At 45.6% G+C, this 26608-nt stretch carries 22 protein-coding genes; 3 read left to right on the top strand and 19 right to left on the bottom strand.

Annotation, left to right across the window (positions count from 1 at the left end; translation table 11 throughout):
- Positions 1 to 51 precede the first annotated feature (51 nt).
- From V6W81_RS12295 to V6W81_RS12240, 12 genes are all read right to left on the bottom strand, one after another.
- Complete coding sequence (locus tag V6W81_RS12295; protein ID WP_338543442.1) at positions 52 to 3228, bottom strand: bifunctional cytochrome P450/NADPH--P450 reductase; 3177 nt, start codon at positions 3226 to 3228, stop codon at positions 52 to 54.
- A 719-nt stretch (positions 3229 to 3947) separates the two neighbouring features.
- Positions 3948 to 4673 carry a LutC/YkgG family protein gene (locus tag V6W81_RS12290; protein ID WP_338543441.1) on the bottom strand — a complete coding sequence of 242 codons (726 nt, stop codon included), beginning with the start codon at positions 4671 to 4673 and terminating at the stop codon, positions 3948 to 3950.
- On the bottom strand, positions 4666 to 6180 hold the full coding sequence (locus V6W81_RS12285; protein WP_338543440.1) for a LutB/LldF family L-lactate oxidation iron-sulfur protein: 1515 nt from the start codon (positions 6178 to 6180) through the stop codon (positions 4666 to 4668). Before V6W81_RS12285 ends, V6W81_RS12290 begins: the two co-directional genes overlap by 8 nt.
- Positions 6177 to 6905: a (Fe-S)-binding protein gene (locus tag V6W81_RS12280; RefSeq protein ID WP_056701033.1), complete on the bottom strand. Its 729-nt coding sequence runs from the start codon at positions 6903 to 6905 to the stop codon at positions 6177 to 6179. The genes V6W81_RS12285 and V6W81_RS12280 overlap by 4 nt, the downstream gene beginning before the upstream one ends.
- A gap of 18 nt (positions 6906 to 6923) precedes the next feature.
- Positions 6924 to 7685 (bottom strand): DeoR/GlpR family DNA-binding transcription regulator, encoded by a 762-nt coding sequence (locus V6W81_RS12275; protein WP_145048322.1) that lies wholly within the window; start codon positions 7683 to 7685, stop codon positions 6924 to 6926.
- A gap of 1 nt (position 7686) precedes the next feature.
- On the bottom strand, positions 7687 to 9180 hold the full coding sequence (locus V6W81_RS12270) for a rhamnulokinase (RefSeq protein WP_338543437.1): 1494 nt from the start codon (positions 9178 to 9180) through the stop codon (positions 7687 to 7689).
- Positions 9181 to 9430: 250 nt separating this feature from the next.
- Positions 9431 to 9925, bottom strand: coding sequence for a DUF2500 domain-containing protein (locus V6W81_RS12265; protein ID WP_338543436.1), 495 nt, complete (start codon positions 9923 to 9925; stop codon positions 9431 to 9433).
- Between the two features lie 127 nt (positions 9926 to 10052).
- Entirely contained in the window at positions 10053 to 11855 is a 1803-nt protein-coding gene (gene pepF / locus V6W81_RS12260) for an oligoendopeptidase F (RefSeq protein ID WP_338543435.1), read from the bottom strand.
- Positions 11856 to 12138: 283 nt separating this feature from the next.
- Positions 12139 to 12495, bottom strand: coding sequence for a winged helix-turn-helix transcriptional regulator (locus V6W81_RS12255; RefSeq protein WP_338543433.1), 357 nt, complete (start codon positions 12493 to 12495; stop codon positions 12139 to 12141).
- A gap of 334 nt (positions 12496 to 12829) precedes the next feature.
- Positions 12830 to 13393: a 6-phospho-3-hexuloisomerase gene (gene hxlB / locus V6W81_RS12250; protein ID WP_056701179.1), complete on the bottom strand. Its 564-nt coding sequence runs from the start codon at positions 13391 to 13393 to the stop codon at positions 12830 to 12832.
- 4 nt (positions 13394 to 13397) lie between these two features.
- The gene (gene hxlA, locus V6W81_RS12245; protein WP_056701023.1) at positions 13398 to 14030 is read right to left on the bottom strand and encodes a 3-hexulose-6-phosphate synthase; all 633 of its coding nucleotides are present in this window, start codon (positions 14028 to 14030) and stop codon (positions 13398 to 13400) included.
- A gap of 390 nt (positions 14031 to 14420) precedes the next feature.
- A complete protein-coding gene (locus tag V6W81_RS12240; RefSeq protein ID WP_338543430.1) occupies positions 14421 to 15503 on the bottom strand; it encodes a lactonase family protein in 1083 nt (360 codons plus the stop codon).
- Between the two features lie 212 nt (positions 15504 to 15715).
- Here V6W81_RS12240 and V6W81_RS12235 point away from each other — a divergent pair, with 212 nt between their 5' ends.
- Positions 15716 to 16645, top strand: a complete 930-nt coding sequence (locus V6W81_RS12235) for an AEC family transporter (RefSeq protein WP_338543429.1) — start codon at positions 15716 to 15718, stop codon at positions 16643 to 16645.
- Here V6W81_RS12235 and V6W81_RS12230 read toward each other — a convergent pair.
- From V6W81_RS12230 to V6W81_RS12210, 5 genes are all read right to left on the bottom strand, one after another.
- Positions 16623 to 17210 (bottom strand): DUF2062 domain-containing protein, encoded by a 588-nt coding sequence (locus V6W81_RS12230; protein WP_338543428.1) that lies wholly within the window; start codon positions 17208 to 17210, stop codon positions 16623 to 16625. The genes V6W81_RS12235 and V6W81_RS12230 overlap by 23 nt on opposite strands.
- 59 nt (positions 17211 to 17269) lie before the next feature.
- Positions 17270 to 17728, bottom strand: coding sequence for an OsmC family protein (locus V6W81_RS12225; RefSeq protein WP_338543427.1), 459 nt, complete (start codon positions 17726 to 17728; stop codon positions 17270 to 17272).
- A gap of 39 nt (positions 17729 to 17767) precedes the next feature.
- Positions 17768 to 18535 (bottom strand): DeoR/GlpR family DNA-binding transcription regulator, encoded by a 768-nt coding sequence (locus V6W81_RS12220; RefSeq protein WP_338543426.1) that lies wholly within the window; start codon positions 18533 to 18535, stop codon positions 17768 to 17770.
- Positions 18536 to 18719: 184 nt separating this feature from the next.
- Positions 18720 to 19850, bottom strand: coding sequence for an NADH-dependent flavin oxidoreductase (locus tag V6W81_RS12215; protein ID WP_310139144.1), 1131 nt, complete (start codon positions 19848 to 19850; stop codon positions 18720 to 18722).
- Between the two features lie 391 nt (positions 19851 to 20241).
- Positions 20242 to 20919 (bottom strand): SOS response-associated peptidase, encoded by a 678-nt coding sequence (locus tag V6W81_RS12210; RefSeq protein ID WP_145048304.1) that lies wholly within the window; start codon positions 20917 to 20919, stop codon positions 20242 to 20244.
- 342 nt (positions 20920 to 21261) lie between these two features.
- On the opposite strand from V6W81_RS12210, the gene V6W81_RS12205 reads away from it, so the two are divergent.
- Both V6W81_RS12205 and V6W81_RS12200 read left to right on the top strand, forming a co-directional pair.
- Positions 21262 to 21783: a hypothetical protein gene (locus V6W81_RS12205; RefSeq protein ID WP_056701010.1), complete on the top strand. Its 522-nt coding sequence runs from the start codon at positions 21262 to 21264 to the stop codon at positions 21781 to 21783.
- 55 nt (positions 21784 to 21838) lie between these two features.
- Positions 21839 to 22510: a hypothetical protein gene (locus V6W81_RS12200; RefSeq protein WP_338543424.1), complete on the top strand. Its 672-nt coding sequence runs from the start codon at positions 21839 to 21841 to the stop codon at positions 22508 to 22510.
- Positions 22511 to 22677: 167 nt separating this feature from the next.
- On the opposite strand, the gene V6W81_RS12195 is transcribed toward V6W81_RS12200, so the two are convergent.
- Positions 22678 to 25224, bottom strand: coding sequence for a beta-mannosidase (locus tag V6W81_RS12195; RefSeq protein ID WP_338543423.1), 2547 nt, complete (start codon positions 25222 to 25224; stop codon positions 22678 to 22680).
- A 248-nt stretch (positions 25225 to 25472) separates the two neighbouring features.
- Positions 25473 to 26498, bottom strand: coding sequence for a LacI family DNA-binding transcriptional regulator (locus V6W81_RS12190; protein ID WP_338543422.1), 1026 nt, complete (start codon positions 26496 to 26498; stop codon positions 25473 to 25475).
- Positions 26499 to 26608 lie beyond the last annotated feature (110 nt).

Genomic DNA, 26608 nt, shown 5'->3' with positions numbered 1-26608 from the left:
TCATACGAACCTGCACGACTACAATTTAAATCTAATTATAGTGCAGATGCCTTAAATTCCTGTCCATACGTCCTTCGCATAGCGCCCCTCTTGCTGTAAGCGATCGAGCCATGCATCAGCTTCTGCTGCTGTATGACCACCCACCTCAGCATATGCCTTCTTCAGCGTCTCTTCTACATCCGGAGCCATTTTACTACCATCACCACAAATGTACAAGTGTCCACCTTGTTCCAACAGAGGAATTAACTGATGGGCATCATCCCGCATTAAATGCTGCACGTAACATTTCTCTTGCCCATCCACGCGGGAAAAGGCTGTATGCAGCTTAACCAATTGTTCCTGTTCAGCCTCTTCAAGTTCATTCTTGTACAAATAATCATGCGCTGGATTTCGACATCCAAAGTACAGATGACCCTCACCGACTTGTTGCCCTTGCTGCTTCATAACATGACGTGCTTGAAGGAAGCCGCGGAATGGCGCAACTCCTGTACCTGGCCCAACCATGATCACAGGAACCTCCGCACGCTCTGGCAATCTGAATCCTGACTCAGGTGTTCTAACGAACATCACAACCTCTTCACCTGGTTGAAGGTTTGCAAGATAGTTCGAAGCAATGCCTTTGTATTCTCCTTGTCCACTCCACGCTGGCGCACGTACCACACTAACCGTAATACTTGCTTGTTCAGGCTGCACACGTGGTGAACTGGATATGGAATAATATCTGGCTTTCAAGGACGGTAATAGTTCCAAGAATCGTTCAAAAGGTAATTCACAAGCTTCATATTTTAACAAATAATCCAGCATTGAAATCCGTTTATTCCGTACTTCTTTCATGTATACGAGCTCATCCAATAGTGCCTCAAGCTCCTTCTTATGAGGAGGACACACCGTATATGCAGCTAACTCTCGCAATTGTGCTCGCGTTGCTGCTTCCTGAAGCTCAACACTGTGGCTCAATAGATCATACAAGTTAACTGGCTGATGCAATGGAAGATGTGCTGCACTCCGACCTGATGCATCCAGAACCAGATGCTCTGTGCCTGTGAATCCGTATCGCCGAAGTACACGTTCTACGAGCTCTGGCGGATTCTGTGGCAGAATACCGAGATGATCGCCTTCTTGATAAGTGATTCCTTCTGGCAGTTTAATCTCCAAATGGCGTGTACTCCGCTCGCTTCCTGCATCATGGAGCTCCCGATTCTCTAACACCTGAGCAACATGAGCATCATACGTTTCGGCAAGTGGCGTAACAGCGAGACCGCTGACGAACTGCACAGATAACGAGCTACGTTCGCTATTTGAGCTTGTGTTCAATTTAAGATCCATCGTGCGGGCAAGATCAGGCCACAACTGTTCAGACCAATCACCAACCTGTTTCTCGAAATCACCGCTCGCATCACTTTCGCCAAGTGGGGATAAACGCTCTGCACCTTTCGAAGATAGTTGTTCGTCGATTAAACGAGGGATCCGTTGATATGTGCTCGCCCAGTTATGGTCTCCGCAACCAAGCACAGTGAACTTCACACCTTGAAATTCACCTACATCAGCATGCTCAATCCAATCAATGAAGGCTTTGGCATTGCTCGGCGGCTGTCCGTTATAGGATGCACTAATGATGACAACGACGCCTTCCTTAGGCAGCTTGCCTACTCGATCATCCAGCGCAGCAACCTCACTTCGGAAGCCCTGATATCTAGCATTATCTGCAATCTCGCGTGCAATGCCTTCAGCAGTACCCAGATTAGAGCCATACAGCACAAGCATAGGTGTGTGATGAGTATTAACAGCATCTGGCTCTTTTTTCTTCGCTTGAGTCGTCGTTTCCTCCATAACCACGCCTGGCACAGCCATCACTGGTTGTCCTCCGCGGGCACGAACACGAATCGTGAAGTTATCCGGCTTAAGTGTCAGCGTCTCTTTTACTTTCAATTGATAGTCCGCATGATCGATCAGTTCAAAATGTTTCAAGACCATGCCCAGCACTAACGTTGCCTCTTGCAGCGCAAACTGCTGGCCGATACACGCACGTTGACCATTACCAAATGGTTTGTAGGCATCATGTGGTACCTTGCTTGGATCTTCGAAACGTTCTGGTCGGAACTCCTCGACGTCTTCTCCCCACGCTTCCACATCCCGATGAAGCTTCGGAATTAGAACACTCACACTATCTCCTTTTTGTAGCGGATATTGCCCATCTAGAACGGTATCTTCCTTCGCATACAAGGAGAACGCTGGAGCCGTTGGCCACAGTCGCAGTGCTTCGTTCAATACCATACGTACATACTTCAGATTACGAACCTGATTGTACGTGGGAACTGGATCTTTCAATATTTGATCGGCTTCCGCTTGAGCCTTGGCCAGCTTATCCGGATTCTTCATCAAATAGTAGATTGCAAAGGATAACAAACCACTAGTTGTCTCATGACCAGCAATCAAGAACGTAATGATCTGGTACCGAATATTTTCATCGTCCAGTGTCTCCCCAGTCTCGGGATCTTTGCCGCTGAGCATATGAGACAACAGATCGTCTGCTCCTTCTTGTGGCTGTTCTTTGCGCTCGGCAATGATATGATCCACCAGTGAGAACATGGAGCGTATGTCCTGCTCGAACTGCTTTTTCTTCGTAATCATTAATTTGTCTTGTAGACGTAGACGCTGGAGTGAACTCATGGATTCATCCAGCGCACGCACCATACTTGTAATGAACGGATGAGGCTCTTCCCGGTAGAAGCTATTAAACCGATAGTTGAAACCGCACAATCCAATCGTATCCAGCGTCAAGCGTGTCATATCATCAGGAACATTTACCGTCTCATCCGGATTCAGACGTGACCATTTCTGAACTAACTGCACCGCTAGATCGATCATTTTGTTGTGATACCCTTGCATGGCACGTTGGCTGAAGCTTGGAAGCAACACATTATGAGCCTTTTTCCAATTTGGCTCCTCCGTCCAGCTCGTGAATAAGCCATCTCCTGCAAAAGCACGCACCTTCGCCAGTGGTGCCCACACTCTTTTATCAAATTTGGATTCATCCGTTACCTCGGCTACGAGCTTATGGCCTGAAATGTATAGCTCGCTTCGTCCGGGATAATCCATACGGAAGATTGGGCCGTACTCCTCGGCTATTTTGACTAAAGATTGTACCGGCTCATCAAAATTTAATTGTGGCAGATTCCCCAGTGGACCAAAGGTTTTGGGTTGTGGTACTGAAATTGATGACATCATGCTCACTCCTCTTTCCAAGTAATGAGTACTACAAGAAATAATGACTTCCTTAGACAAACCTAACTCACGATTCATACATTAGGTATAGCCACATAACTTCATTCTCTGCAAATATTCACATTTAATCCAAATTACCGAAAAACAACATTTAGACCGACTGACCAAATTGGTATAACGGTCATTTTAGAGTAAAAAAAATGAGTCGTCACTCAGGGTATTTATGAACCGATTCGATAAATGCCCTTTCCTTCTCTCTTTTACCCTAACATTTCCAGTCCTAATCTTCAACAGTCTCAAAGTCATAGGACTATAGGTGCGTGTTCAGGAAGGACGGTTTTCAGTACCTATATAAGTTGAACTAAAGAATATTTACACTTGCCACTCCAATGACAGAACAATCTTCCGATCGCTGTTATCCCCAGATTTTTTGATTCTTCTTTCCTAAAGGGAAATCCGGGGATAAAGGCGAACGCTCCGCTTCTTCAGATAATTTCTGTCCTCTCCGTTCTCGTGTAAATGTTAAGTTCAATTTATATAGAAGATAACGGATAAATTCCATATAGGGGACTAAGATGTTGTCAGGCATACTTCGCAATTCAAAGCGGACTTTTTGAACAACCTCTATAGGAAAACAAAAACTGCCCTTAGCCGACGATGAGCCGCTTCCGGGCAGTTCCGAAATAACTTTATAAAGCTCGATATACTGGGGTCAATAGCAGTTAGCCCATAATAAGTCCATAGACAATACCTGTTCCATGTACACCGATGGTCAGATCATTTTCAATATCCGAGGAACGGCTCGGGCCAGAAATAAAATGAATACCCGCGGGAAGATTTTCTCGTCCAACGGAATCGAATCGATTCAGCGTTTCACCTAGTCTTGTATACAAGCGTTCCACCGGAATAATAATGATTAGAACCGTAGGAAGCAGACTAACCGATCTTCCTTTTTCAGGTGAAGATAGCACGGTCACTGAGCCAGTATAAGCTGTCGCATAATCTGCCATAACAACGCCAATATCCGCTTCCGCCGCACGTGCTCGCCAGTTCTCATCCGGTTTCGTGTTCCAGACAGATATTTGCACATCGGGGAGGGCTTGTTCGAGTCCCAAATCGGTCATCGCTTGCTCATTTTGTCTAATGAGATATTTGGCACCAAGCTCATTTGCTTTTGTAGAAATAAACTGTGAGGCTTCCTCTAAATTCTGAACGCGTGCAATATGCGCTCCCACACTCACAAAGTTTTCAGTAAACGCCTGGATCCGCTTCTCCTCGTCCCACTCCAGCTCATTCCAGAATGAAGGCGCACCACGGAATGGCTGCGTTGGAGCATGTCTCTGTCTGGGTCTTCTCAATTTGGAAGCAATGTCATTCATGAAATGCTCTTGCTGCTCACGAGACTTCTTCTCTAATTGATTCAACCACTGCTGGTGTTCGCTACTCATGCTTGCCGCCTCCTTCCGTACGTTCACGCAGGATCTGCTCCATGCGATTCTGGACGGATGCATCCATCTTCTTCGGCTCCAGATTCATTTCTTGATCCAGCTTGTTCCATTGTTGCCGGAAGGAACGTTTCGCTAGACTCGGTGCAACCCGGTAACTATTCCATCCTTTTAGCGGGCCGAGCTTCAGTGAGATACCGTTGTTACGTACAACCGCCTTCTGACCTAACTGTCCGAGACGTATGGCCGCGCTGAATCGTTTGGAATTGGATACAACCGCGGCGAACCCTTTCATGCCTGCACTTTCAAGCTTGTTGCCATGACCTTCCTCCACCTTGCGTCTACGCAAATACACAAGCATATCATGGAGTGGAATTTTGACTGGGCACGCCTCATAGCATGCTCCGCACAAACTCGAAGCACTTGCAATATCATTCCATTCATCAATGTTGCCATTCAATGCAGGTGTCAGCACAGCACCGATTGGCCCACTATATGTTCCCCCATAGGCGTGACCGCCGATATGACGGTAGACCGGGCAAGCATTAAGACAAGCACCGCAGCGAATACAGTTCAGCAATTCTTGAAATTCTGGGTCACCGAGTTGGAGGGAACGACCGTTGTCTACAATAATAATGTGCATTTCATCTGGGCCATCCCCATCTTCACTACGACGAGGACCGGTTATACCAGACATATACATCGTAAGCTTCTGACCTGTTGCCGAACGTGGCAATAGCGTAGCCATCACTTCTAGGTCTGTCCACGAAGGAATAATCCGTTCCATGCCCATCAGTGTAATTTGTGTTTTGGGTACCGTGGATACCATCCGAGCATTACCTTCATTTTCGAATAGCACCATGGATCCAGTTTCTGCGATGGCAAAATTACAGCCTGTCATGCCAATCTCAGCTTCAAGGAACTTCTCACGCAGCTTTTTGCGAACAAAGCCAGCAAGCACGGTCGTGTCCGGCTCTAGAATTTCGCCTGCTTCTTTGGACAAGAGTTCAGCAATCTGGTATCGATTCTTATGAATGGCGGGAATAACGATATGAGATGGGGCTTCACCAGCCAACTGGATGATGTACTCACCTAGATCCGTCTCAATCGCCTCGATTCCTGCCGATTCCAAGGCATGATTCAAATGAACTTCTTCTGAGACCATGGACTTTGACTTCACAACAGACGCAGCATCATTATGAGCAGCAATATCAAGGGCAATTGCAGCAGCCTGTGCGGAGGATTCTGCAAAATGAATATGAACCCCGTTTGCTCGTGCATTGTTTACGAACTCATTCAGATAATAATCCAAATGAGCGATTGTATGCAGACGAATCTGACGTCCGCGCTCGCGCCATTCATCCCAGTTACCATGCTCCTCGGATGCTGACTTCTTCCCATTACGTAAACGTTCGGTCGTGAACCTTACGGCTTTACGTAAAAAATCATCGTTCAATGCTAGTTCAGCACGTTCCTTTACCGTAACATCCATTACACCTGGCTGGCTCATCCGGTCTGCACCCCCTCATACAACAATTCGGCCAAATGCATCACACGCACCGGTTCGTTGCGGTATCGCAGATTGCCTGCGATATTCATTAGACATGCCATATCAAGTCCAACTAATACTTCAGCATCTGTTTCTTTGATATGATCCACCTTCTCTGTCACCATCGCCCCGGAAATATCAGACATTTTGATGGCAAATGTACCCCCGAACCCGCAGCAATCTTCACTGAACGGAAGCGGAACAAACTCCAAACCTTTTACCGCAGATAACAGCGCCATCGGTTCATCTTTTACCCCGAGTAGACGGCTACCATGACAGGATGGATGATAGGTTACCTTATGTGGGAAATGTGCTCCGACATCGGTAATCCCTAACACTTGGACAAGGAATTGTGTGAATTCATACGCCTTCGCTTCCAGTCTTTTGGCCTTCTCCAGCCATTCTGGTTCATCGGCAAATAGTTCAGGATAATGATGAATCATATACGTACATGAGCCTGAAGGACACACAACAAAATCACTGTCATCAAACGCTTCCAAAATCGTTTTGGCTGCGACCCGTGTCTCATCCCAATAGCCACTATTATAAGAAGGCTGACCACAACACGTCTGGACAGGTGGGAAATGCAATCGAACGCCATGAGCGGCAAGTAATCTAACCATCGCTTCTCCAACACGAGGATAGATGGCATCACTTAGACAGGTAATAAACAAGGAGACTTTCATGATTACGCCCTCCATCTCTTAAACAATCGTTAATTCTATGTTATATCCACTCATCCGATCCATAAGGTCGTCGGCTAACGGCTGATCCGTGATAATTGCGTGAACAGTGCTAAGCTCAGTTACACGAGCAAAGGCACGGACACCGAATTTGCTTGTGTCTGCGAGCAGAATAACTTGATCCGATATAGCAACCATCTTCTGCTTCAATCTAGCCTGAAGCTCATTGGACTCGCTAATACCTCCGCTCTCCAGATGAACGCCTTTGCAAGACAAGAATAATTTATCAACGTGGTATGTCTCCAAGGAACGCTCCGCAAGTGGCCCTACAAAAGACAACGAACGTCCAGCCAACTGTCCTCCTGTGGAGATCACTTCGATTCGATCCTTGCTACTCAGCTCTGTCGCTACTTGAATCGAGTTTGTTAATACCGTAAGCGGGATATCTGGCATATTGGCGGCCATGTAACCTGCCGTTGTACTTGCATCTAGCAGAATGCGATCACCGGGGCGAATCATGGACACCGCTGCCAAAGCAATCCGTTTCTTTTCTTCCGCATGCGTCGTTTCTCTTACCCGATATGGAATCTCTGGTTGATCCTCCTTGATGCTAACCGCCCCACCATGAGAACGTTTCAACCGTCCGGCTTGTTCTAAGCGATCCAGATCTCGACGAATGGTTTCTTCCGTCACACGGCAATGTTCACTCAGTTCGGATACACGCATACTGCCGGTTGCATTAACCAACTCCACAATCCGGTCATACCGCTCTGCTGCTAGCATGTTACACCTCGCTCTCAGCTTGAGCCCGGAATGCATCTGTGATGCGTATGAATCTGCCGTACGCTTCTTCCCAAGTTGTCCTGTCTTGTGGTTCATACGTTGTAATCGGGAATGAATCACGGATGGCTCTACGAGCTTCCCAAATATCTTTAAAAGCACCACTTGCCATCCACTGCACCGCCATATTTCCGATTGCACTGCCCTCTGCGGGGCCGGCCCATACCGGTTTGCCAATTGAATTCGCTGTCCACTGACATAATAAACGATTCTGAATACCGCCACCCACCATATGCAATCCGTTAAAAGATTGTTTGGAGAGCTGTTCAGTCCACCCCAACACTCTTCGATACTTCAGTGCAAGACTCTCCAAAATCGCACGAGCAATTGCACCTTGATCTTGAGGTTGCGTCTGCCCCGTATCCTGGCAATATTTTTGTATGCGAGTGGTCATATCGCCAGCAGCAAGGAACAGATCATCATCTGGGTCAAAAAGACTCGCAAATGGCGTCGAACGTTCTGCCTTCGCTAACAATTCAGCATAACTAATTGCTTGTCCTTGACGCTCCCACTCACGCATGCACTCCTGTAATATCCAAAGACCCATAATGTTCTTGAGCAAGCGGAACGTCCCTCCAGCCCCGCCTTCATTCGTGAAGTTCAACGCCAAGCTCTCTGCGCTGATGGCCGGTTGATCAATCTCAGTGCCCATTAATGACCACGTTCCACAACTAAGATAAGCAAATGAACGATCCGTAGCAGGTACCGCTACAACAGCTGAACCTGTATCATGCTCTGCAACCGCAATCACCGGAATGGCGGAGATCCCCAGATCACCGCAAATGCTGTCTCGAACCTGACCTATATGCGTTCCTGGCATCACGACCTCACCGAATAACTTATCGGATATGCCAATATGGGCTAACAGCTCATGATCCCATTGAGCCTTTGTAGGGTTATATAGCTGAGTCGTCGTAGCGTTCGTAAATTCATTCACAGCTTCCCCTGTCAAAAAGTAACGAAGGATATCTGGAATCATCAGAAAGCGTTCTGCTTCATTAAGCAACGGCGATTGATGGCGACGAAGTGTAGCTAACTGATATATCGTATTAAAACTAAGAAATTGAATTCCCGTACGTTCGAATATTGCCTCTGATGTTAACTCTTCACGCACCTGCTCCATCATGCCGTTAAACTGTGCATCACGGTAATGATACGGATTACCTAACAGTTCGCCATTACTACCTAGCAACCCATAATCCACAGCCCAAGAATCGATAGCCAAGCTCTCCGGCTGCTCTCCCGACTGCTTCACTAGATTTAGTCCTGCCAACAACTCATGATGTAACCGTAGGATATCCCAATGCATTCGCTCTCCGACCTTCACCGGTTCATTCTTGAATCGATGGATTTCGAGCGTTTCGATGCCTTGATCATTCAGATGCCCAAGCAGCGCCCTGCCACTGCTTGCGCCAAGATCATACGCTAGTACACTCACGGCTATATACCCACCTTTCTATATCATTGTATAATGAGGCATTTCTTTATCTGTCGTTTCTCTGTCAATCGCTGACTTCATTTTTCTGTACTTTGGCATGTGTTTTGTTGTTTGTTTATTTTTGTTTTATACTGTTTGGCTTTATTTTACGAGTATATCATTGTTGTAAGCGTTTGAATACCCTGTGTTTCTTTCTTTTTCCTGAATACAAAAAGACTCCTTTCGCCTAGAAGGAGCCACCATTCTCATATTACGTATAGAAACGTCCAGTACTGATCCCAGACTGCTGTTGTAGATCTCGTTCAAAATGCTTAAATCTAGTTCCCTGATAGGTAAGCATTCCCTGATCTCTTTCGACCAAGGCTCCATAATCACTGCCTCCAACCATCAGTTCAATACGTTCCGCGTTATCCAGTTCAAAGGTCACGTAATAATACGTTGAAGCTCTGCTGTTCCCTCCTCCTCTTACCTGCGTCCGTTTCGCCACGATTGTGGAATGTAATGTGAGCAATGCAGCAGCATTGTTGGCTGACCAGGTGCGTAAGTTAGAAATGATCACATAAGCAATAATTCCCGCAATTCCCACAAACACCACGCCAAACATGATTGGTATCCATGCGCTCAGCATCTCGAATGAGCCAAATCCTGAAAAGAAACCGCCTTGACTGCCCTCAAATCCTGGTACACCATTCATGTCGTCAAAGACACCGAACCCATCCATAGTTAATGCACCAGAGATGAACATTTACGTTGTAAACTCATTCATCATCTTTCCTTTCGCTAGAAATGAGATACACCGCCTCCAATTGCAAGGAGACGGTGCATGTAATTAACCTACTTACCTTGTCCGTCCATATACTATATGACCCTAGTTAGGAATACAGACGTTCGAGTTCATCGACCAGACTGCCAACATAAGCTACAGCCGAGCGAATGGGTTCTGGCCCGGACATATCCACACCAGCAAGCTTCATTAGTTCCTGCGGATCAAGGCTTCCACCCGACTTAAGTGCTTCGAGCCAGCGATCCACTGCAGGTTGTCCTTCTTCACGTATACGTACAGCGGCGGCAGTAGATGCAGTTAGACCTGCCGCATAGGTATATGGATATAATCCCATGTAATAATGAGGTTGTCTCATCCAGGTCAGCTTCGCACCTTCGTCAATGACCAGTTCCGGCCCCCAGAACTCGGAGAGAATATCACCTTTGAGCTGGCTCAAGGTTTGGGCTGTAATCGGTTGATCCTTAGTCGCTAGAGCATAGACACGACGCTGTAATTCCCCTTCTAATAGATGGGTAACAAAGTTATGATAATACGTATTGAGAAGCTGCAATATAACCCAGCGGCGCATTCTCGGATTGTCGGAACGTTGCAATAGATGGTCTGCAAGCAACATCTCATTCATTGTCGAAGGTGCTTCTATGAAATATAAAGAAGGTCGTGTGTTCGTCAGTCGCTGATAGCGCCCAGCAAGCATGAAATGTCCAGCATGTCCCACTTCATGAGCAAGTGTGAAGGCTCCGCGCATGTTATTTGCCCAAGAGATGAGAATATAAGAGTGTGCACCATAGATCGAGGAACAGAACGCTCCCGTGGATTTACCTGCATTATCCGCATAGTCTACCCAGCGATCATTGAATGCCCGATCTACAATCTCGCCATACTCTGGCCCAAGAACAGCAAGTGCTTCTTGAATTAACTTACATGCTTCTTCATAGGTTATCGCTGGACTGAATTCTGGATCAAGAGGAGCCTTCAGATCACAGAACATCAGCTTGTCTAGACCGAGCTCTCTTTTCTTAAGCGCAGCAAGTCTTCGCATATGTGGAGCGAGTTCCTTCTGGATAATATCCAGCACATTGTTGTACATCTCTTTGGATACTTGTTGTGAATTAAGGAGCATCTCCGTCACATCGTCATAGCCCCTCAACCGGGACATCACGACCTGTTTCTTCACTTCTGCCGCATAACCCTCAGCGAACGTATTTTTGTAATCGTTCAGCTTGGCACTGAATGCCGCATAGGCTGAGCGACGTAGCTTCGTATCCGAAGACATTTCATAATTATTCTCATAGAAAGACCAAGAAAGTGGACGATTGTTGTCTTCCTCATCGAGTGCATCATCGAACTTCATATCCGCTAATTTACCTCGCAGATAGATACGGTACGGCGAATCCAATACCTCTCCAAGTGAAGCCAGTACCTTCTCGGTCTCGGGAGATAAGCGATGCTTCTTGTCTTTGATTAATCGATTCAAACTGCGAGCATAAGGCTGGAGACCTGGAAGCTCCTCCGTATATCGTTCCACTGTACCTTCAGGAAGATCTGTAATCTCAGAATGAACAAAGGACAACGAGGATGACAAATGAGAGAGGATGTCCCCTGCTTTTGCAGAATTCTCAATATTTACAGGATTCGTACTGTCTTCTGACTGCTTCAGTCGAGCATACGAAGCGGTCTTCACGATCCGTTCCTGAAGCGCTTCTAAGGCGTCGAGACAAGCCAATAGCTGTTCTGCACCTTCACCTAAGCGACCTTTGAATGTTTCGACATGTGCAGCTGCTTCAGGGAGAGCGCCAAGCTCTGCTTCCCATTCTGTATCGGTGGCAAATAAATCTTGCAAATTCCAGGTTGTTTCCTCCGCGACTTCAGCGCGTGTACGTATTTTTTCCATCGTTATTCGTCATCCTCCTAACATTTACAATATCTCTCATCCTATCATATTGAGAGCAAGTATACCTGACATCTCCTAAATTGAGACTTTTGATTCAAATTTTGTTCAATTTATAAAAGCAACATCAATTCTCAAGCTATGTTCAGAACGTAAAAAAATCGCAGGTTATGGAGTGTGTCCCATACGAATCCTGCGATTGAAGTAATTGCTATACTATTTTCTAAATTAAATATATTCGACGTAAGTATTGAGCGATCCCAGATGATATTGCTTACGGAGGCAATTATGCCTTCCAGATGACATTCTCACCATAGTTCTTACCCCAGTTATACATTGCATGTAGCACTGGCATCAGATTCTGTCCATGATCTGTCAGAGTGTACTCCACACGTGGAGGTACCTCAGCGTATACTTTACGCTCAATTAATTGATCTTCCTCTAATTCGCGCAGCTGGTTCGTCAGCATTTTCTGCGTAATATGAGGGATCAGTCGTTTCAACTCACTGAATCGTTTAGTACCTTCCAAACCTAAGTGCCATAGAATGATCAATTTCCATTTGCCGCCAATAACAGCTAGCGTTAATTCCTTCTCACAATTGATCTCTTTCAGGTTAATCCGTTCCTTGACTTCGGATGCCATTCACCGAGCCCCCTATCTCCTAATCGTATATCGCGAACAACACCTATCACATGCACAATGCACACAAAGTAAGCTCGTCGTTTCATACATCATAATAAGTACATACTATAAAATAAGTGTTCAAAAGAGTGGTTTTCAGTGCCAAGTTTTGAACAACCTATATAAAATAAAGCTTGTTATTAATTCTACTACAGCAGGGGCAAGATGCAAAGTCAGACGAAAAATCAGACTGCCGGTTCACTTCCATGAAAAAAGACCGGAGCCTTTGCATTCAAAGGTTTCCGGTCTTCCATTGATCTATTTATTACATTCATCGAACACGATGACAAATATACTATTCTAGGTTAGCGTGGCGTCCAAACATGTCTGCTCCGGTCATACTCTTCATTTCCATCAACGTAAGAACCAGTGCATCCATGCCTAGTAACAATCCCTGTTCAAACAAGGAACCCATGGGCTGAATCGTTACTGCCGCTCCAGCAGTGGCGGTATCCTCTTTGGCTGAAGCCGGGATGCGTACTACTGAATCTGCGATTTGTCCAATTGTAGACTCTGGTTTAATGGTAATCAGACCGACAGGTGCTCCAGCTTTGTTAGCCTTTTGAGCCATCGCTGCTAGACTGCCCGTCTCCCCTGAGCCTGAGCATAATAGCAGGAAATCTTTCGGACTAATACCCGGTGTAACGGTCTCGCCTACCACATAGACCCGAAGACCCATCTGCATTAATCTCATGGCAAAAGCTTTACCCATCAGACCAGATCTACCTGCACCTGCGACAAAGATCTGTTCAGCGGCCAGAATATGCTCAGCCATCGTCTGCATTTCTGCATCGTCGATCTGGCTCAGTGTACGCTCCAGCTCCTTCAAGATATCTGCTGCGTATTGGTTTGTGCTCATATGCTTAGCCTTGGCGTACAAGACGTTGCATTTCAGATGCAACTGCTGCTTTGTCATCCTGACCTGTAATTCCGCCGCCAACGATTACGAGATCCGGTTGTGCTTTGATTACTTCTGGAAGCGTATCGAGCTTAATTCCACCCGCTACAGCTGTTTTTGCGTTTTTCACAGCACGTTTGATCGTTTGCAGATCTTCAAATGGGCTTTGTCCTGCTGCTTGTTGGTCATAACCTGTGTGTACACAGATGTAGTCAACGCCAAGAGCATCGATTTCACGTGCGCGTTTTTCAAGGTCAGGCACGTTGATCATATCAACCAGAACTTGTTTGTTTTGTTTTTTAGCTTCTTCCACAGCGCCTTTGATCGTCATGTCGTTGGTTGCACCAAGGACAGTTACCAGATCTGCACCTGCTTCAGCAGCTTTCATAATTTCGTAACCACCTGCATCCATAATTTTCAGGTCAGCAAGGACTTGCAGGTTAGGGAAAGCTTCTTTCATTGCTTTAACAGCGTGCAATCCTTCGTTAATTACGATTGGTGTACCAATCTCAACGATGTCAATATATTGTTCAACTTCTTTAACAAGTGCGATACCATCAGGGATATTAACGAGATCCAGTGCGAGTTGTAATTTCATAATTTATTTCTCCTTTGTTGTTCAGATATGAGTATGGCGTACTTCCTGTAAAGCGACTCTAAATGTTTAACTTGCACTATTCCATCTGCTTCGATGCATGCAAAGTTTGGTTGTGGCTACTCGTTTATTGTAGACCCTGACTATCCATTCTGGAAGTACGCACTTTGAAGTGAGGTAGTTACTTGCACGAAACTAATGATACATTTATGTTGTTATAAGAACTATATTAGGTATTCCTACTTACCTATCGGGTTAAAAAACACAAAAGAGATCACTCCTCTCTATTGAAAGGAAGTGATCTCTTGGACAACCCTGTGATATGACAAAGCACCGCATGCGAAATGATAAATCACACCAATGCCTCGATAGGATTATCAGCTTAAAGGAAACTTACAGATATATAGGCTTCACACATACCGGCTTGGATACACCTGTGCTGTGTCCTGTGTATTTCAAACGTCCGCTCTCTTGATCTACAGTGAACGTCACAATGTTGTTTGTGTCACGGTTAGCTGCAATCAGCAATTTGCCGTTTGGAGTCAACGCGAAATGACGCGGGTGTTCACCCTCTGCCGATACGTGCTCCACCAGTTTCAGATGTCCAGCATCAGCATCCACAGCATACACAACGATGCTGTCATGACCACGGTTGGAACCATAGACGAAACGTCCATCGTTAGAAACCGTAATTTCAGCTGTTGTATTCTCCTTACCGTCGTAACCATCTGGCAATGTAGATACCGTAGATACTTCTGTCAACGTACCCGCAGCGGCATCATAACGGAAAGATGTAATCGAAGAATCCACCTCATTGATTACATAAGCGAATTGACCGTTTGGATGAAACGCCAAATGACGTGGGCCTGCACCCGCGTGAGTTTTCGTTTCACTGTGCAGTACCAATTCATTCTTGTCTGCATCAATGGAATAGATTGCAATTTTATCTGCACCGAGATCTTGTACCATCATATATTTGCCATCAGGGCTGAAGAATGCAGAGTGTACATGTGGTTTGTCTTGACGTTCAGGGTGTGCGCCTTGACCCTCATGTTTCTTCTCATCCAATAGCTCACCGATTTCACCGTTATCCGTAACAGCTTGCAGACCAACCAATCCACCGTGGTAACTCGACAGAATCAAGTAACGTCCGGATGGGTCGCGCTGGATATGACAAGGAGGAGCGGAAATGGAGTTTTTGCGATTCAGCAAGGACAACTTGCCTGTCGCAGGATCGATGCTCAGTGCTACCGCTTCAGACATTTTGTTGCCTTCAGCAGAAGTTGCTTCACCAATCGCATACAGCTTGTTGCCTTCTGCATCAACGTTAACAAACGTTGGGTTTTTCACCCCAGAGATGCCGTCTAGCTTCGCCAGACTTCCTGTATCCTCATTCAATTCATATGCATAAATGCCCTCATTCTCAGCTTCGGCATAAGAGCCAGTCAGTACGATCAAGCGTTTAGATTCACTCATTATAGTTTCCTCCTCTATGTGTATGTAATCTTGTTGCACCTCTTCTATAATAAATCTGTCATATCAAAATAGCAATCCACCCTCTCTCCATACACTGGAGACAAGCCATATTACAGTACCCACATTCCATGGATTATAGCCAATCCATTCATCCTAAGATGCATTTCTGATATGATGAGAGAGGTTTGACATCTAGAAAGGACTGAACAACGTTGCTGCATTCATTTATGTTGACGCTATATCACGTATTTCTCCCGATCTCACTTCCTGTTATTGCAGGTCTTCTACTCAAACGATTCAAGAATTGGGACACAAGGCCACTATCCACCTTTTCCCTCTATATTTTGAGCCCAGCTCTTATCTTTGATACATTGCTTCACGCCGAAATTACATGGACAGACGTTACAAGCACCCTCTGGTTTTCAATTATTAATCTTATCGCACTCTGGCTCCTTGCCGAGTTACTGAGCCGTGTCTTTAAGCTTGGGGCAAGCGAAAAAGCGGGACTTACCCTCGTCTCCACGTTTACGAACTGTGTGAATTACGGGCTCCCGCTTGTACTGTTAGCCTTTGGCCAGCTTGGACTAGATAAGGCTTCGGTTTATGTGATTGGACAGATGATTATTGTAAATACGGTAGGTATCTTTTTTGCAGCACGATCTGAATTCACAGTCCAAAAGGCTATGTTGTCCGTCTTTCGTATGCCTTCGATCTATGCGGCAACCATCGCTATTCTCCTTCGTACATCCGATCTTCGATTGCCCGAAGCGTTAGATGGAGGAATCTCCCTGATTGCAACAGGATACGCTCCCGTTGTGCTCGCCATCCTTGGAGCCCAAATGCTACGTCCACGTGGATCAACGGAACCATGGCCTTCGAACGTTCACCGCGCTTTTTGGACAGGACTTGTCGTGCGCCTAGCCGCAGCACCAGTACTCTCCTACTTGATCCTTCGTGCGCTTCAAGTTGAGGGAACGTTATTCAGCGTTCTGCTAATCCTGTCATCTATGCCAACGGCAGTAAACGCAGTCATACTCGCAGAACAATTCAATGCCTCGCCTCAGTTTGTGTCGCGCTGCATTCTGTGGACAACCGTCGCTTCCATGGGCATACTGCCTATCATGATTGTGATGGTTTCCTAATTAGTACGGCAGTCGATGGAGATGACGCCGCTTGATGGCGTTTCTCCAATCGGCGTTCATACCGACGCTTTAGCGCTCTTACATAGAAGAACTTCACGATAAAATAAGAAATCAACCCCAGCGTTGCCCCAAAGATCGACATGCCTGCCAAAATATCAAGTCCACCTAATAACAGCTCGCTCAGTGCTGACCAATTCCCACGGAACAATTCCATCCATGCACTCTCATGCACAATCCCGTTCCCCATGCTATGTGCTGGTAGGATCCAAGAACCAATCTGCTTCGCGAGCGGCATTAGAATGATGGGTAAGAATGTAAGCTTACCAACAACATTCCCTACAATTGCGGCTGGCAAAGACCCACCAGATAGCCGAACAATCGGGTAGAACACCAGATAAATTAGGGATGCGGTAGAAATAACGATCAGTTCCAGCCCAAAGCCTATGGCGAACCCCGTCGATACTTTGTGAGCACCACCTGGAGCACGTAACAATTTGAGGAAATTCAGCTTCATGGCACGTCGCAACCGTGCAAATCGGGTGGTTTTATTTTTCTGTATACTCATACTGAACTTCCCTTCATCTTACCCAAAATGACGGCTATTGCCGTCTATTCTTCAGTTGGTCACATCGGGCCAACACTTGCTTTAACAATTACGGGCTCTGTTTCAATGATTACATTTCCTGCTACAGCTCTTGAAATCATACAAGATTCCTCCGCCTTGTGAGCCAGTCGCTCTGCCTTCACTTCATCAGACTCGGTGGCATCTGCTTGCAGTACAATTCTAGGTCGATGCACAATACGCTCATACGTAAAAATGTTATTCGTTACATCCACCGTTGCCTCTGATTCCAGAGTCAATTCATGAGGCGTAATATCAGAACGCTCTAACATCGCCGCCAGCGTAATGACGTAACAGGTAGCGGCCGCTCCGAGTAGCATTTCATCTGGGTTCGTGCCTGTTCCGGGGCCACCCATCTCCTGCGGAATGGAGATGACGGATTTCAATCCGCCAGCATCAATATGTCCCTCACTGTTGCGTCCACCATTCCATACAGCCTTTAAATGAAAAGGATGCTTCATTACACATTCATTCCTTTCAACAATAGTTATTGTCAACGATTAGACTCGTATTAATTCAATCATTTGTTCTTCTAGCATACTAACCTGCTCTGGATCCAAACCATGATCCGTGATTACTTTCGACACACTATCAATCTGTGCGACCCGAGTAAACGCCTGTATATTGAACTTGCTCGAATCTGCCAGCAAAATGACCTCATCCGCAATACTTATCATCTTTTGCTTCACCAAAGCCTGCAATTCATTCGATTCGCTAATGCCCTTGCTTAGATGCACACCTTTACATGATAAAAACACCTTGTCCACATGATATGCGTCCAATGAACGCTCAGCCAGCGGCCCTACAAAAGACAGGGACTTTGAGGCTAATTGACCTCCTGTCGCAATCACGCGAATCTGTTCCTTGTTGCTAAGCTCTGCCGCCACTTTAATCGAATTCGTTAGAACTGTGAGTGGGATATTCGGTAATCCGGCCGCCATATACCAAGCTGTCGTACTCGCATCGAGGGCAATTCGATCGCCAGACTCGACCAGTTTGACTGCTTCATCTGCAATTCTACGCTTCTCCTCGGCATGGGTTACAGCCCGCTCCGGATATGGAATCTCCGGCTGTCCCTCATCTTTATATTTAATCGTAACCGCTCCACCGTGTGACCGCCTGAGTCTGCCCGCCTGCTCCAGCTTGTCCAGATCTCGCCGTATCGTCTCTTCGGTTACACCGCAGCGCTCACTTAGCTCTGTAACGCGCATGCTCCCTTGGGCGTCCACCCATTCCACTATTTTCTCATACCGTTCCGCAACGAGCATATTCCTTCACTCCAAACCGTTGATTATCCAAGACATTTCTGTTCATCCATCATACCACAGTGCTCTTCGAAGGAGAATTTCGAAACCATGTCAAAAAAGAGGGAGCCTCTGCTCCCCCTTAATCTTCATGTGTCCTGCATTACTGGACAGAATCAACTATGATCGATTCTAATGAAATCGGTCATTATTTGTCATCAGCCATTGGGAACCATCCCGGTGTATGGATAATAGCATTCCACAAGCCATCTGGAATGACTAGACGCTCCTGATCCGATTTGGTCAGAATGGTCTCAATATCTTCCTCACGGCCACTTTCAATCTTCTCTACCCAATCTGGCTCGATAATCAGCTCACGTCCAATGGCAAGCAAAGGTACACCACTCTCGAGCGCTTCAGCTGCTTGATCCGCTGTATGGATTGAACCTACACCGATAACTGGCAATTTCCCGCCTACACGATCAAGGATAAACTCCATTCTAGAGCGTGTATCTGCTTCACCACGTCTTGGTTTAGACCAGAACTCGTTCAGGGATACGTGCAAATAATCTAAGTTTTTCTCTTTCAATGCATCGATCAGTGCATACGTCTCTTCCATTGTCAGACCCGGTGTTTCCGGTTCCTCTGGTGAGAAACGATAACCAACGATGAATGGTAGTTTGGTATGTTTTGCCACAACCTCTTGAACTTCATCAACCACCGCAAGTGGGAACGTCAGACGTTTTTCAACACTACCGCCCCAGCGGTCTTCACGGCGATTCGAATGTGGCGAGAAGAATTGTTGAATCAGATATCCGTTCGCACCATGAATTTCAACACCGTCGAATCCAGCTTCAATCGCGCGACGTGTAGCTTCACCAAAATCCTTAATAATTGACGTAATCTCTTCATCGGATAGTTCTCTTGGTAATGGAGAGCCTGGACGCTCACTGGCAACTGCACTTGGAGCTACCACTTGACCTGCTGGAACAGCTTGTTCAGGAGTCAATCGACCTGCGTGGAAGATTTGCAATACGGCTTTGGAGCCTTGTTGTTTAATTGTATCTGCCAGACGTTTCAGTCCAGGAATGAAGCTGTCATCATAAGCTGCAAATTGTGCAGGGAAGCCGATACCGTTCGGTGTGACATAGGTTACAGCTGTTACAGACATGCCGGCACCACCTGTACGACGAGCATAATATTCAAGCTCCGCATCGGATACGGTGCCATCGGCGTTGGAAGACATATGTGTCATTGGTGCCAATACAATCCGGTTTTTGAGAGCAATGCCATTGGGTAGAGAGACTTGTTCAAACATTTTGTTGAATTTTGGATTCATTTTGGGTTTCCCTCCTGAATATAAATATCTCTTTTAATAGATATATGAATACGTATTTCTTTTTACTGTAATTATTATAGTTACTATTCGATTGCATTTCAACTTTTCTTTTCTCAGCAGAACGAGCACCCTCTCCATTAAACGGAAATTCAGTCTCTCAAACCTCAACAAAAGGCGGAAAGCATAGGACGTATCTCAAAACTCGCTGAAGTGCATCTTTCACCATATTTTGGCTCCCTGCTTCGTCATTTTCCCTTGACGTGCCCCGGCACGTCTTCAGAAAACTTCCTTGCTTGGAACGAAAATTCGGATAATTCTGCGTCCTTCGGAGTTATCAGGCACACCTTAGAGACTTTCCGCCTTTAATGGGCTCTATATTGGTTGAGCTGGTTTAGTAGCTGCGCACATACGCAAGCTTCTGTTCTACCTCTTCTACGCATTCATAACAGTCATGTTCATCGTTCGCAACCATTGGTGTCACTGGGTATAGATGCATGTCTGAACTATTGTAAGATTTCAAGAGTGGTAGAAGTTGCGTTACACGAGTGTTAGCCGGATCTAGCCATGTATCAATCTCTGTTTCGGACAAGATCGCAGGCATCTTGCTACCGAACTCCCGCGTAACCATGTTGGCTCCCGTCATTAGCATTGTGCAGGTGCGAAGCGGTTGTTTTCGTGTGTCTTTCCAGATCTCATACAATCCGGCAATGCCGAACAATCCGCGATCTGGCATAACAACACGCACAGCAAAGCTTTTTTTACCTTCTTGACGCCAGTAAAAGAGACCGTTGCATGGAATAACGCACCGCTTCGTTTCCACCAGTTTGTAATACGAAGGATTATCATGCACAGTCATCAGGTTCGCATTCACCGCATCACGTCCCCAAAATGGAATGAACCCCCAACGAAACTCATCCAATACACGCTCCCCATCCTGATGAAGAATGATTGGCGTATGCTGGGTAGGACTGATATTATAACGGTTTTTGTAATAATACATCACTCGCTGTATTTTGAAATGATCTCTAACCTCATCTAAATCTGCTGCCAACGAAAATCGGTTGCACATGCTCAAGGCACTTCCTTTCCCTCTCTAAGTTGTTTGTATTGTTTGTATTCGGAGGGAAATTATGCATGTATAACTGTACAAAATACTCGTCTTATTTTCATGCTTCTTCTTGAACTTCTAGCTTACATCGATTGTTAATAATCACAGTTTCGGTGTCCCTCACCATGTTTCTACGCCTGTTATGATTCGACAACAATCCAGATATTTAGACGAAATAAGCTTAATTTTAATGAAAAAAAGAGAGATTTATCCTTCAAAACAATGACTTGAGACTCATTTCAATAGCTGAATTCCCTGTTACTCTAATAGAGTAAAATAATACATTTATTGGAGGTTTTAAGTATGAAAAGGAAAATTCTTATGAGCATCATGTTGTTCTCAGCCCTTGCGATGTTTGGCAGTACAATCTATGCCGCAACCTTCTTGAATTATGGCTATCCCAGCTCCACTATTCCTATTCGTCCTTATAATTACACCTCTACATGGCAAGCCCCGATGGACGCTTCTATCACCAACTGGAATAACGCAGGTGCCAAAGTACAGTTCACCAAATCAAACAATTCCCCTAATACCATCACCGCCGGAAACTTCAATAACACTGCTTATGGTGTCAATTATGCTTCTGTATCAGGTAGTCAAGTCGTAAGCTTCCGAATTGAACTCAACGCTTCTACCATATCAGCAGACGCAACCAACTTATCTAACTTCATTCAGAGCGTGTTCGTGCACGAACTAGGCCACTCCGTTTGGCTTGGAGATAACCCCACTACGTCTAGCCCTTCCATCATGTCCTACACCCGTAATCGCAATTCTATGACCAAGCCGCAGACCTTTGATATCAACAATGTTAGATCCAGATACTAACGCCTCGTTCTAATACCTCTCTCTACTAAACCTATTCCAAGGAGGAACGATATCCATGAGAAAAATCCAAATATTAACCCTGTTAGCCTCTTCAATCTTCATTCTGTCCACACTAGGTTGCTCTTCTGTCACGACCCAAACGGCATCAACGCCTCAGGCTCCGATCACTGTAATTGCTTCTGAAGACTTTCCCAACTATCCAAGCATCAACGACCTCTCTGATCGAGCGGATACTATTATTAAGGGTAATGTGATCCAAACTCGTGTAGAAGCATTGAATGATAGGGTACAAGCTTCCGAAGCTGATCAGGAGAATAGCCAAGAGGTTACGTTAGATGCTGGAAATGAAGAGCTTGCTTTTGACAAAATCTACACCATTCATACGATTCAAGTTGCCGAATCCTACAAAGGTGCATTCGTAGCGGGGGATACGCTTGAAGTTAAACAACTGGGAGGACAACTGAATAACACAGAGATTATCAATGATGACCACGTCTCGCTTATTCCTACGAAGGATTATGTACTCTTTCTCGAAACCTATGAAGACACACCCGCCAGTCTCCTGAACTCCATTCAAAGTCTGTATGTGATCAAACCGGCGAGCAAATCCAGTCAGTCTACAGAACAGACCTCATCTCCAGTGATTGTAAGTGCCAATCCCGAAAATGACCTTACATTAAGTCTCGATCAATTGAACCAAATTCAAAGTGAAGAACAGAGTAAATAACTGCAGGCTTGCAAGCGCTAAGTCCTGCCTAATGTTCTTTTACGGCGGATACTTTCTCTCCCCCACACGATGAGTTTTACATATAAGAAAACGTGCTGCTCCGGTGAAAACGAAGCAGCACGTTTTTAACATTGAATACTGAAGCTGAATAATTTTTATTCATGTGATTATAGCTTAATAAAATCAGCCATCGAACGAACCTGAATGGTACCCGCAGACGATACTGCACTTGAATCTTGTAGTCCGGCTCTCGACGTAAACTTCACCTTAACAGGGATACCTGGAATGAGATCGAAGAAATTATCCGAGAAAACGCCTTCTGCTTCTGACGAGATCCATACTTGTTTCGCAAGAACATCACTTTCAAGTACGAGATACACCGCATCGTTCTCCTTAACTTCTTTTACCTGAATCTCAGCCTGCTTCAAGCCGATATCCTTCGATGGAGCAAAATAGTGCTCTTGCACAATATCCGCCTGTCCTTCTTGCTTCAGATCAAGTCGTAGTAACGTTGTCGCTGGACTATGCCCTTGTAACCATTCTGCTTGATTGAGCGAAAGCACCTGTTGGCCGGAATTCGGCGCAAGCGTTACCTCATGCTCTTCTTCACGATGCACAGTTCCATCAAATCCGATGAGCCGTAGTTGCAATGTTCCTTCCACTGCCTCTAATTGATCAGAGATTAGGTAGATATCCGTTGTATCTTCCTTGGTACCATCTACTGAAATCAGTACATCACTGAAGCTACGTTTCGCGTAGTACTGTAATGCTTTCCAACGACCGAGATAGTCCATACCTGCCCATGAAGCTACAGGCCAACAATCATTCATTTGCCAGTAGAGCGTGCCCATGCAGTAAGGTTTGCGGCGACGATGCGCTTCAATAGCTGTCTTCATCGCTTCTGCTTGAAGAACTTGACTCATATACAGGAAGGATGGGAAATCCTTCGGTTCGTGCATGTACATATCCATGTATTGTTTGATCAGACGATTGCCTGCTCCGTTCTTCTGGTGAGCCAGCATCACTTCGGATTCAAGAGCCAGATCCTCTTCCTCGGCATAAGTACGCACTGATTTATATTCAGGGAAGGATTGGAATCCGTATTCACTCATGAAGCGGCCAACGTGAACGTTATAGTTCTCAAATGGTTCAACACTATGCCATACGCCCCAGTAATGGATATCTCCTTCGGATGTAGAAGGATGAGCATGTTGTTTCTCATCATCTGTCAGAGATACTAGCGGTGAAGATGGCCAATAATCAATACCAGGTGCATAGGCTTCCACTACTTCTGGCAATAGATCGTGGAAAACGGCTTTGTAATCTGCCCAGATGCTCTCGCGTTGCTCTGTATTGAAGTCTTTCTTCCAGCCCCAGCCACCATTCTCATTGAAGTGAGCCCACGCCGAATCGATCTCATTGTTACCACACCATAATGCGATACTAGGGTGATTACGCAAACGTTTAACATTATCAATAGCTTCGTGTCTCACACTATTTAGGAACGCTTCATCTCCAGGGTACATACTGCACGCAAACATGAAGTCCTGCCATACCAATAGACCGTATTCATCACACAAATCGTAGAATACATCCTCTTCGTAGATACCCCCGCCCCATACTCTTAACATATTCATATTGGACTCCGCAGCGGAGACAATCTCATGGCGATATCGTTCAGCCGTAATTTCGGTAATGAAGCTATCGTTCGGAATATGGTTAGCTCCTTTGGCAAAAACCGCCACGCCGTTTAACTCAAAATAAAAGGATGCCCCAACCTCATCTTTCTCACGAACCAAACGAATCGAACGAATCCCCGTCTTAACCGTTGACTCCGCCAACACACGCTCTCCAGCAAGCACCTCTGTCACAAAAGAATACAAATGTGCTTCACCAAGTCCGCGGCTCCACCATAACTTCGGTTGATCAATCGTAACAGGAACTTCTACGGTCTGTAGGCCTGCCTTTAACGTTACAGTCTGTTCCCAGACCTGACCATCTGTACTGATCCGAATGACGGTATCACCCGCATGGTCTGCATCGATCTCTACTACAGCGGTTAATGAAGCGACCGAAGCGCTCACGTCCTGTTGCTGGATAAATACATCATTAATTCTCACCTCAGACCAGCCTTCCAACCGAGCCTCACGCCAGATGCCACTTGTTACGAACCGTGGACCCCAATCCCATCCATAGTGATATGGAGCCTTCCGAGCAAAAATACTCACCTTTTTGTCTCCAAGTTCGCCTACATCGGATTGATCATTCGCTGCTGGCAGTGCATATCCAAGCTTCTCAAGCTTAGGCAGATCTTCCTGAATCGGAGAACGGAAACGAATTCTAAGTACATTATCTTGCGCTTTGACAACCGCTTTCACATCAACGTTCCACACACGAAACATATTGTCAGCAGACAACACATGTTGCTCATTCACATACACATCGGCATAGGTGTCTAGTCCATCGAATACAAGCTCCAGATGCTCCTGTGCAAATAACTTCTCTTGAACATCAAATTTCGTTTGGTATTCCCAATCTTTCTTATCAATCCATTGAACCTCTTTCTCATTTGTTCCATAGAACGGATCTGGAATCTTCCCCAGCTTCAGCAAATCCGTATGTACACAGCCCGGCACCTGTGCGGGTAACCATTCTTGATCCTCGCATGCCTTAAACGTCCAGTTCTGAAAAACCTGTGATTGTATTGTACTCATCATGGCCTCCGTTATGAATAAAGTTTTTTTTGCAAACATTAGAAAAACATTTTGTTAGGTTTTGTTATTATAAAATGAATAACTTACAAAACAAAAATAACACGACAACCTCAGAATAGTCAACAGTGGTTTTGTGATTGGTCTACATTAGGTTAATTCAGGCAAACAAAAAAAGACATTAGGCTGCAACATGCCTATGTCTTTGTGGAACTTCTGTTCATTTATGCTGTAAAGCCTATGCGCTTATTCTACAGTAGTTTCGTCTGATGCATATCACGTACAACTAACTCTGAGTAAATTAACTTGCGCTCAAAAGGCTGATCAGGGTGTTCAATCCGCCATAATAAATGATCAACCGCTCTCTTACCCAGATGCTCCTTATCAATATGGATAGAAGCCATTATTGGCTCCTCAGCCCTTGTATTGTCAAAGCCAGTAACAGAGCAGCGTTCTGGGACATCAATCCCTCTATTCTTAAGGGCACGTAGCACGACCACAGCTGTAAAATCATTGGCACAGACAAAGACCTCGGGAAGATCTTCAATCTCCATTTCTTCAATTGCTTTGCGAATATGTTCATTGTTTGGCCCAAGCAGTCCAGGCTGCTGATTGGATTGAATCTGCATCTCTTCCAGCACGGAACGATAGCCAAACCAGCGCTCTCTGAAACTCGCTGCATCAGGCAGCTCGCCAGCAAACTGAAAGTGCCTGTACCCTTTGCCAATCAGCATAAGCACGAGTTCCCTCATACATTTCACATTATCCGTGAACACAGTGTCTGCATGAACCGCCGGTTCCTCATGATCCACCATCACAAGCGGAATTCGCAACCGATAGATCTCCAGTAATACAGAAGTAGAGATTGCACCCACCGTGATAATTCCTCTGATTGCTTCTGGATTCAGCACAGAGAACATCCGATCCGATGAAGGTTCCGTTAGGGTTAATATGTCTAACCCCTTCTCATTCAAGCGAGCTGAAATACCGTCGAAAACTGGCCCCCAGTAGAGGGAAGAGCGATTCTGTGATCGAATATTAGGGAACAGCACCAAAATGGTTCCTGTGTTATCTGCAATATGATCCTGCTCCACTGCCTGTTCTATCGGATAACGTTTCGGTTCAGCCTTGAAGTAACCTAATTGAGCTGCCGTCTTAATAATCATCTCCCGTGTATACTCACTTACCCCCGGCTTGCCTGTTAGAGCACGAGAGACAGCAAACTTCGATACCCCGGCAGCATCGGCAATTTGCTGCATCGTTACCTTTTTAGCCATACGACTCACCCGTTTTCCCTTATTTTCATCCAGTGTAGCACAAAAACTAAGATTCAACAAAACAAGTTATTATTTTGTTTGGTTGTTAGGGTAATATTTTTTTCGAAAAA

It is taken from the genome of Paenibacillus tundrae (assembly GCF_036884255.1).
Taxonomy (GTDB): domain Bacteria; phylum Bacillota; class Bacilli; order Paenibacillales; family Paenibacillaceae; genus Paenibacillus.
Note: the sequence above shows the minus strand (reverse complement) of the source record. Positions and strands in the feature narration are given on the sequence as shown.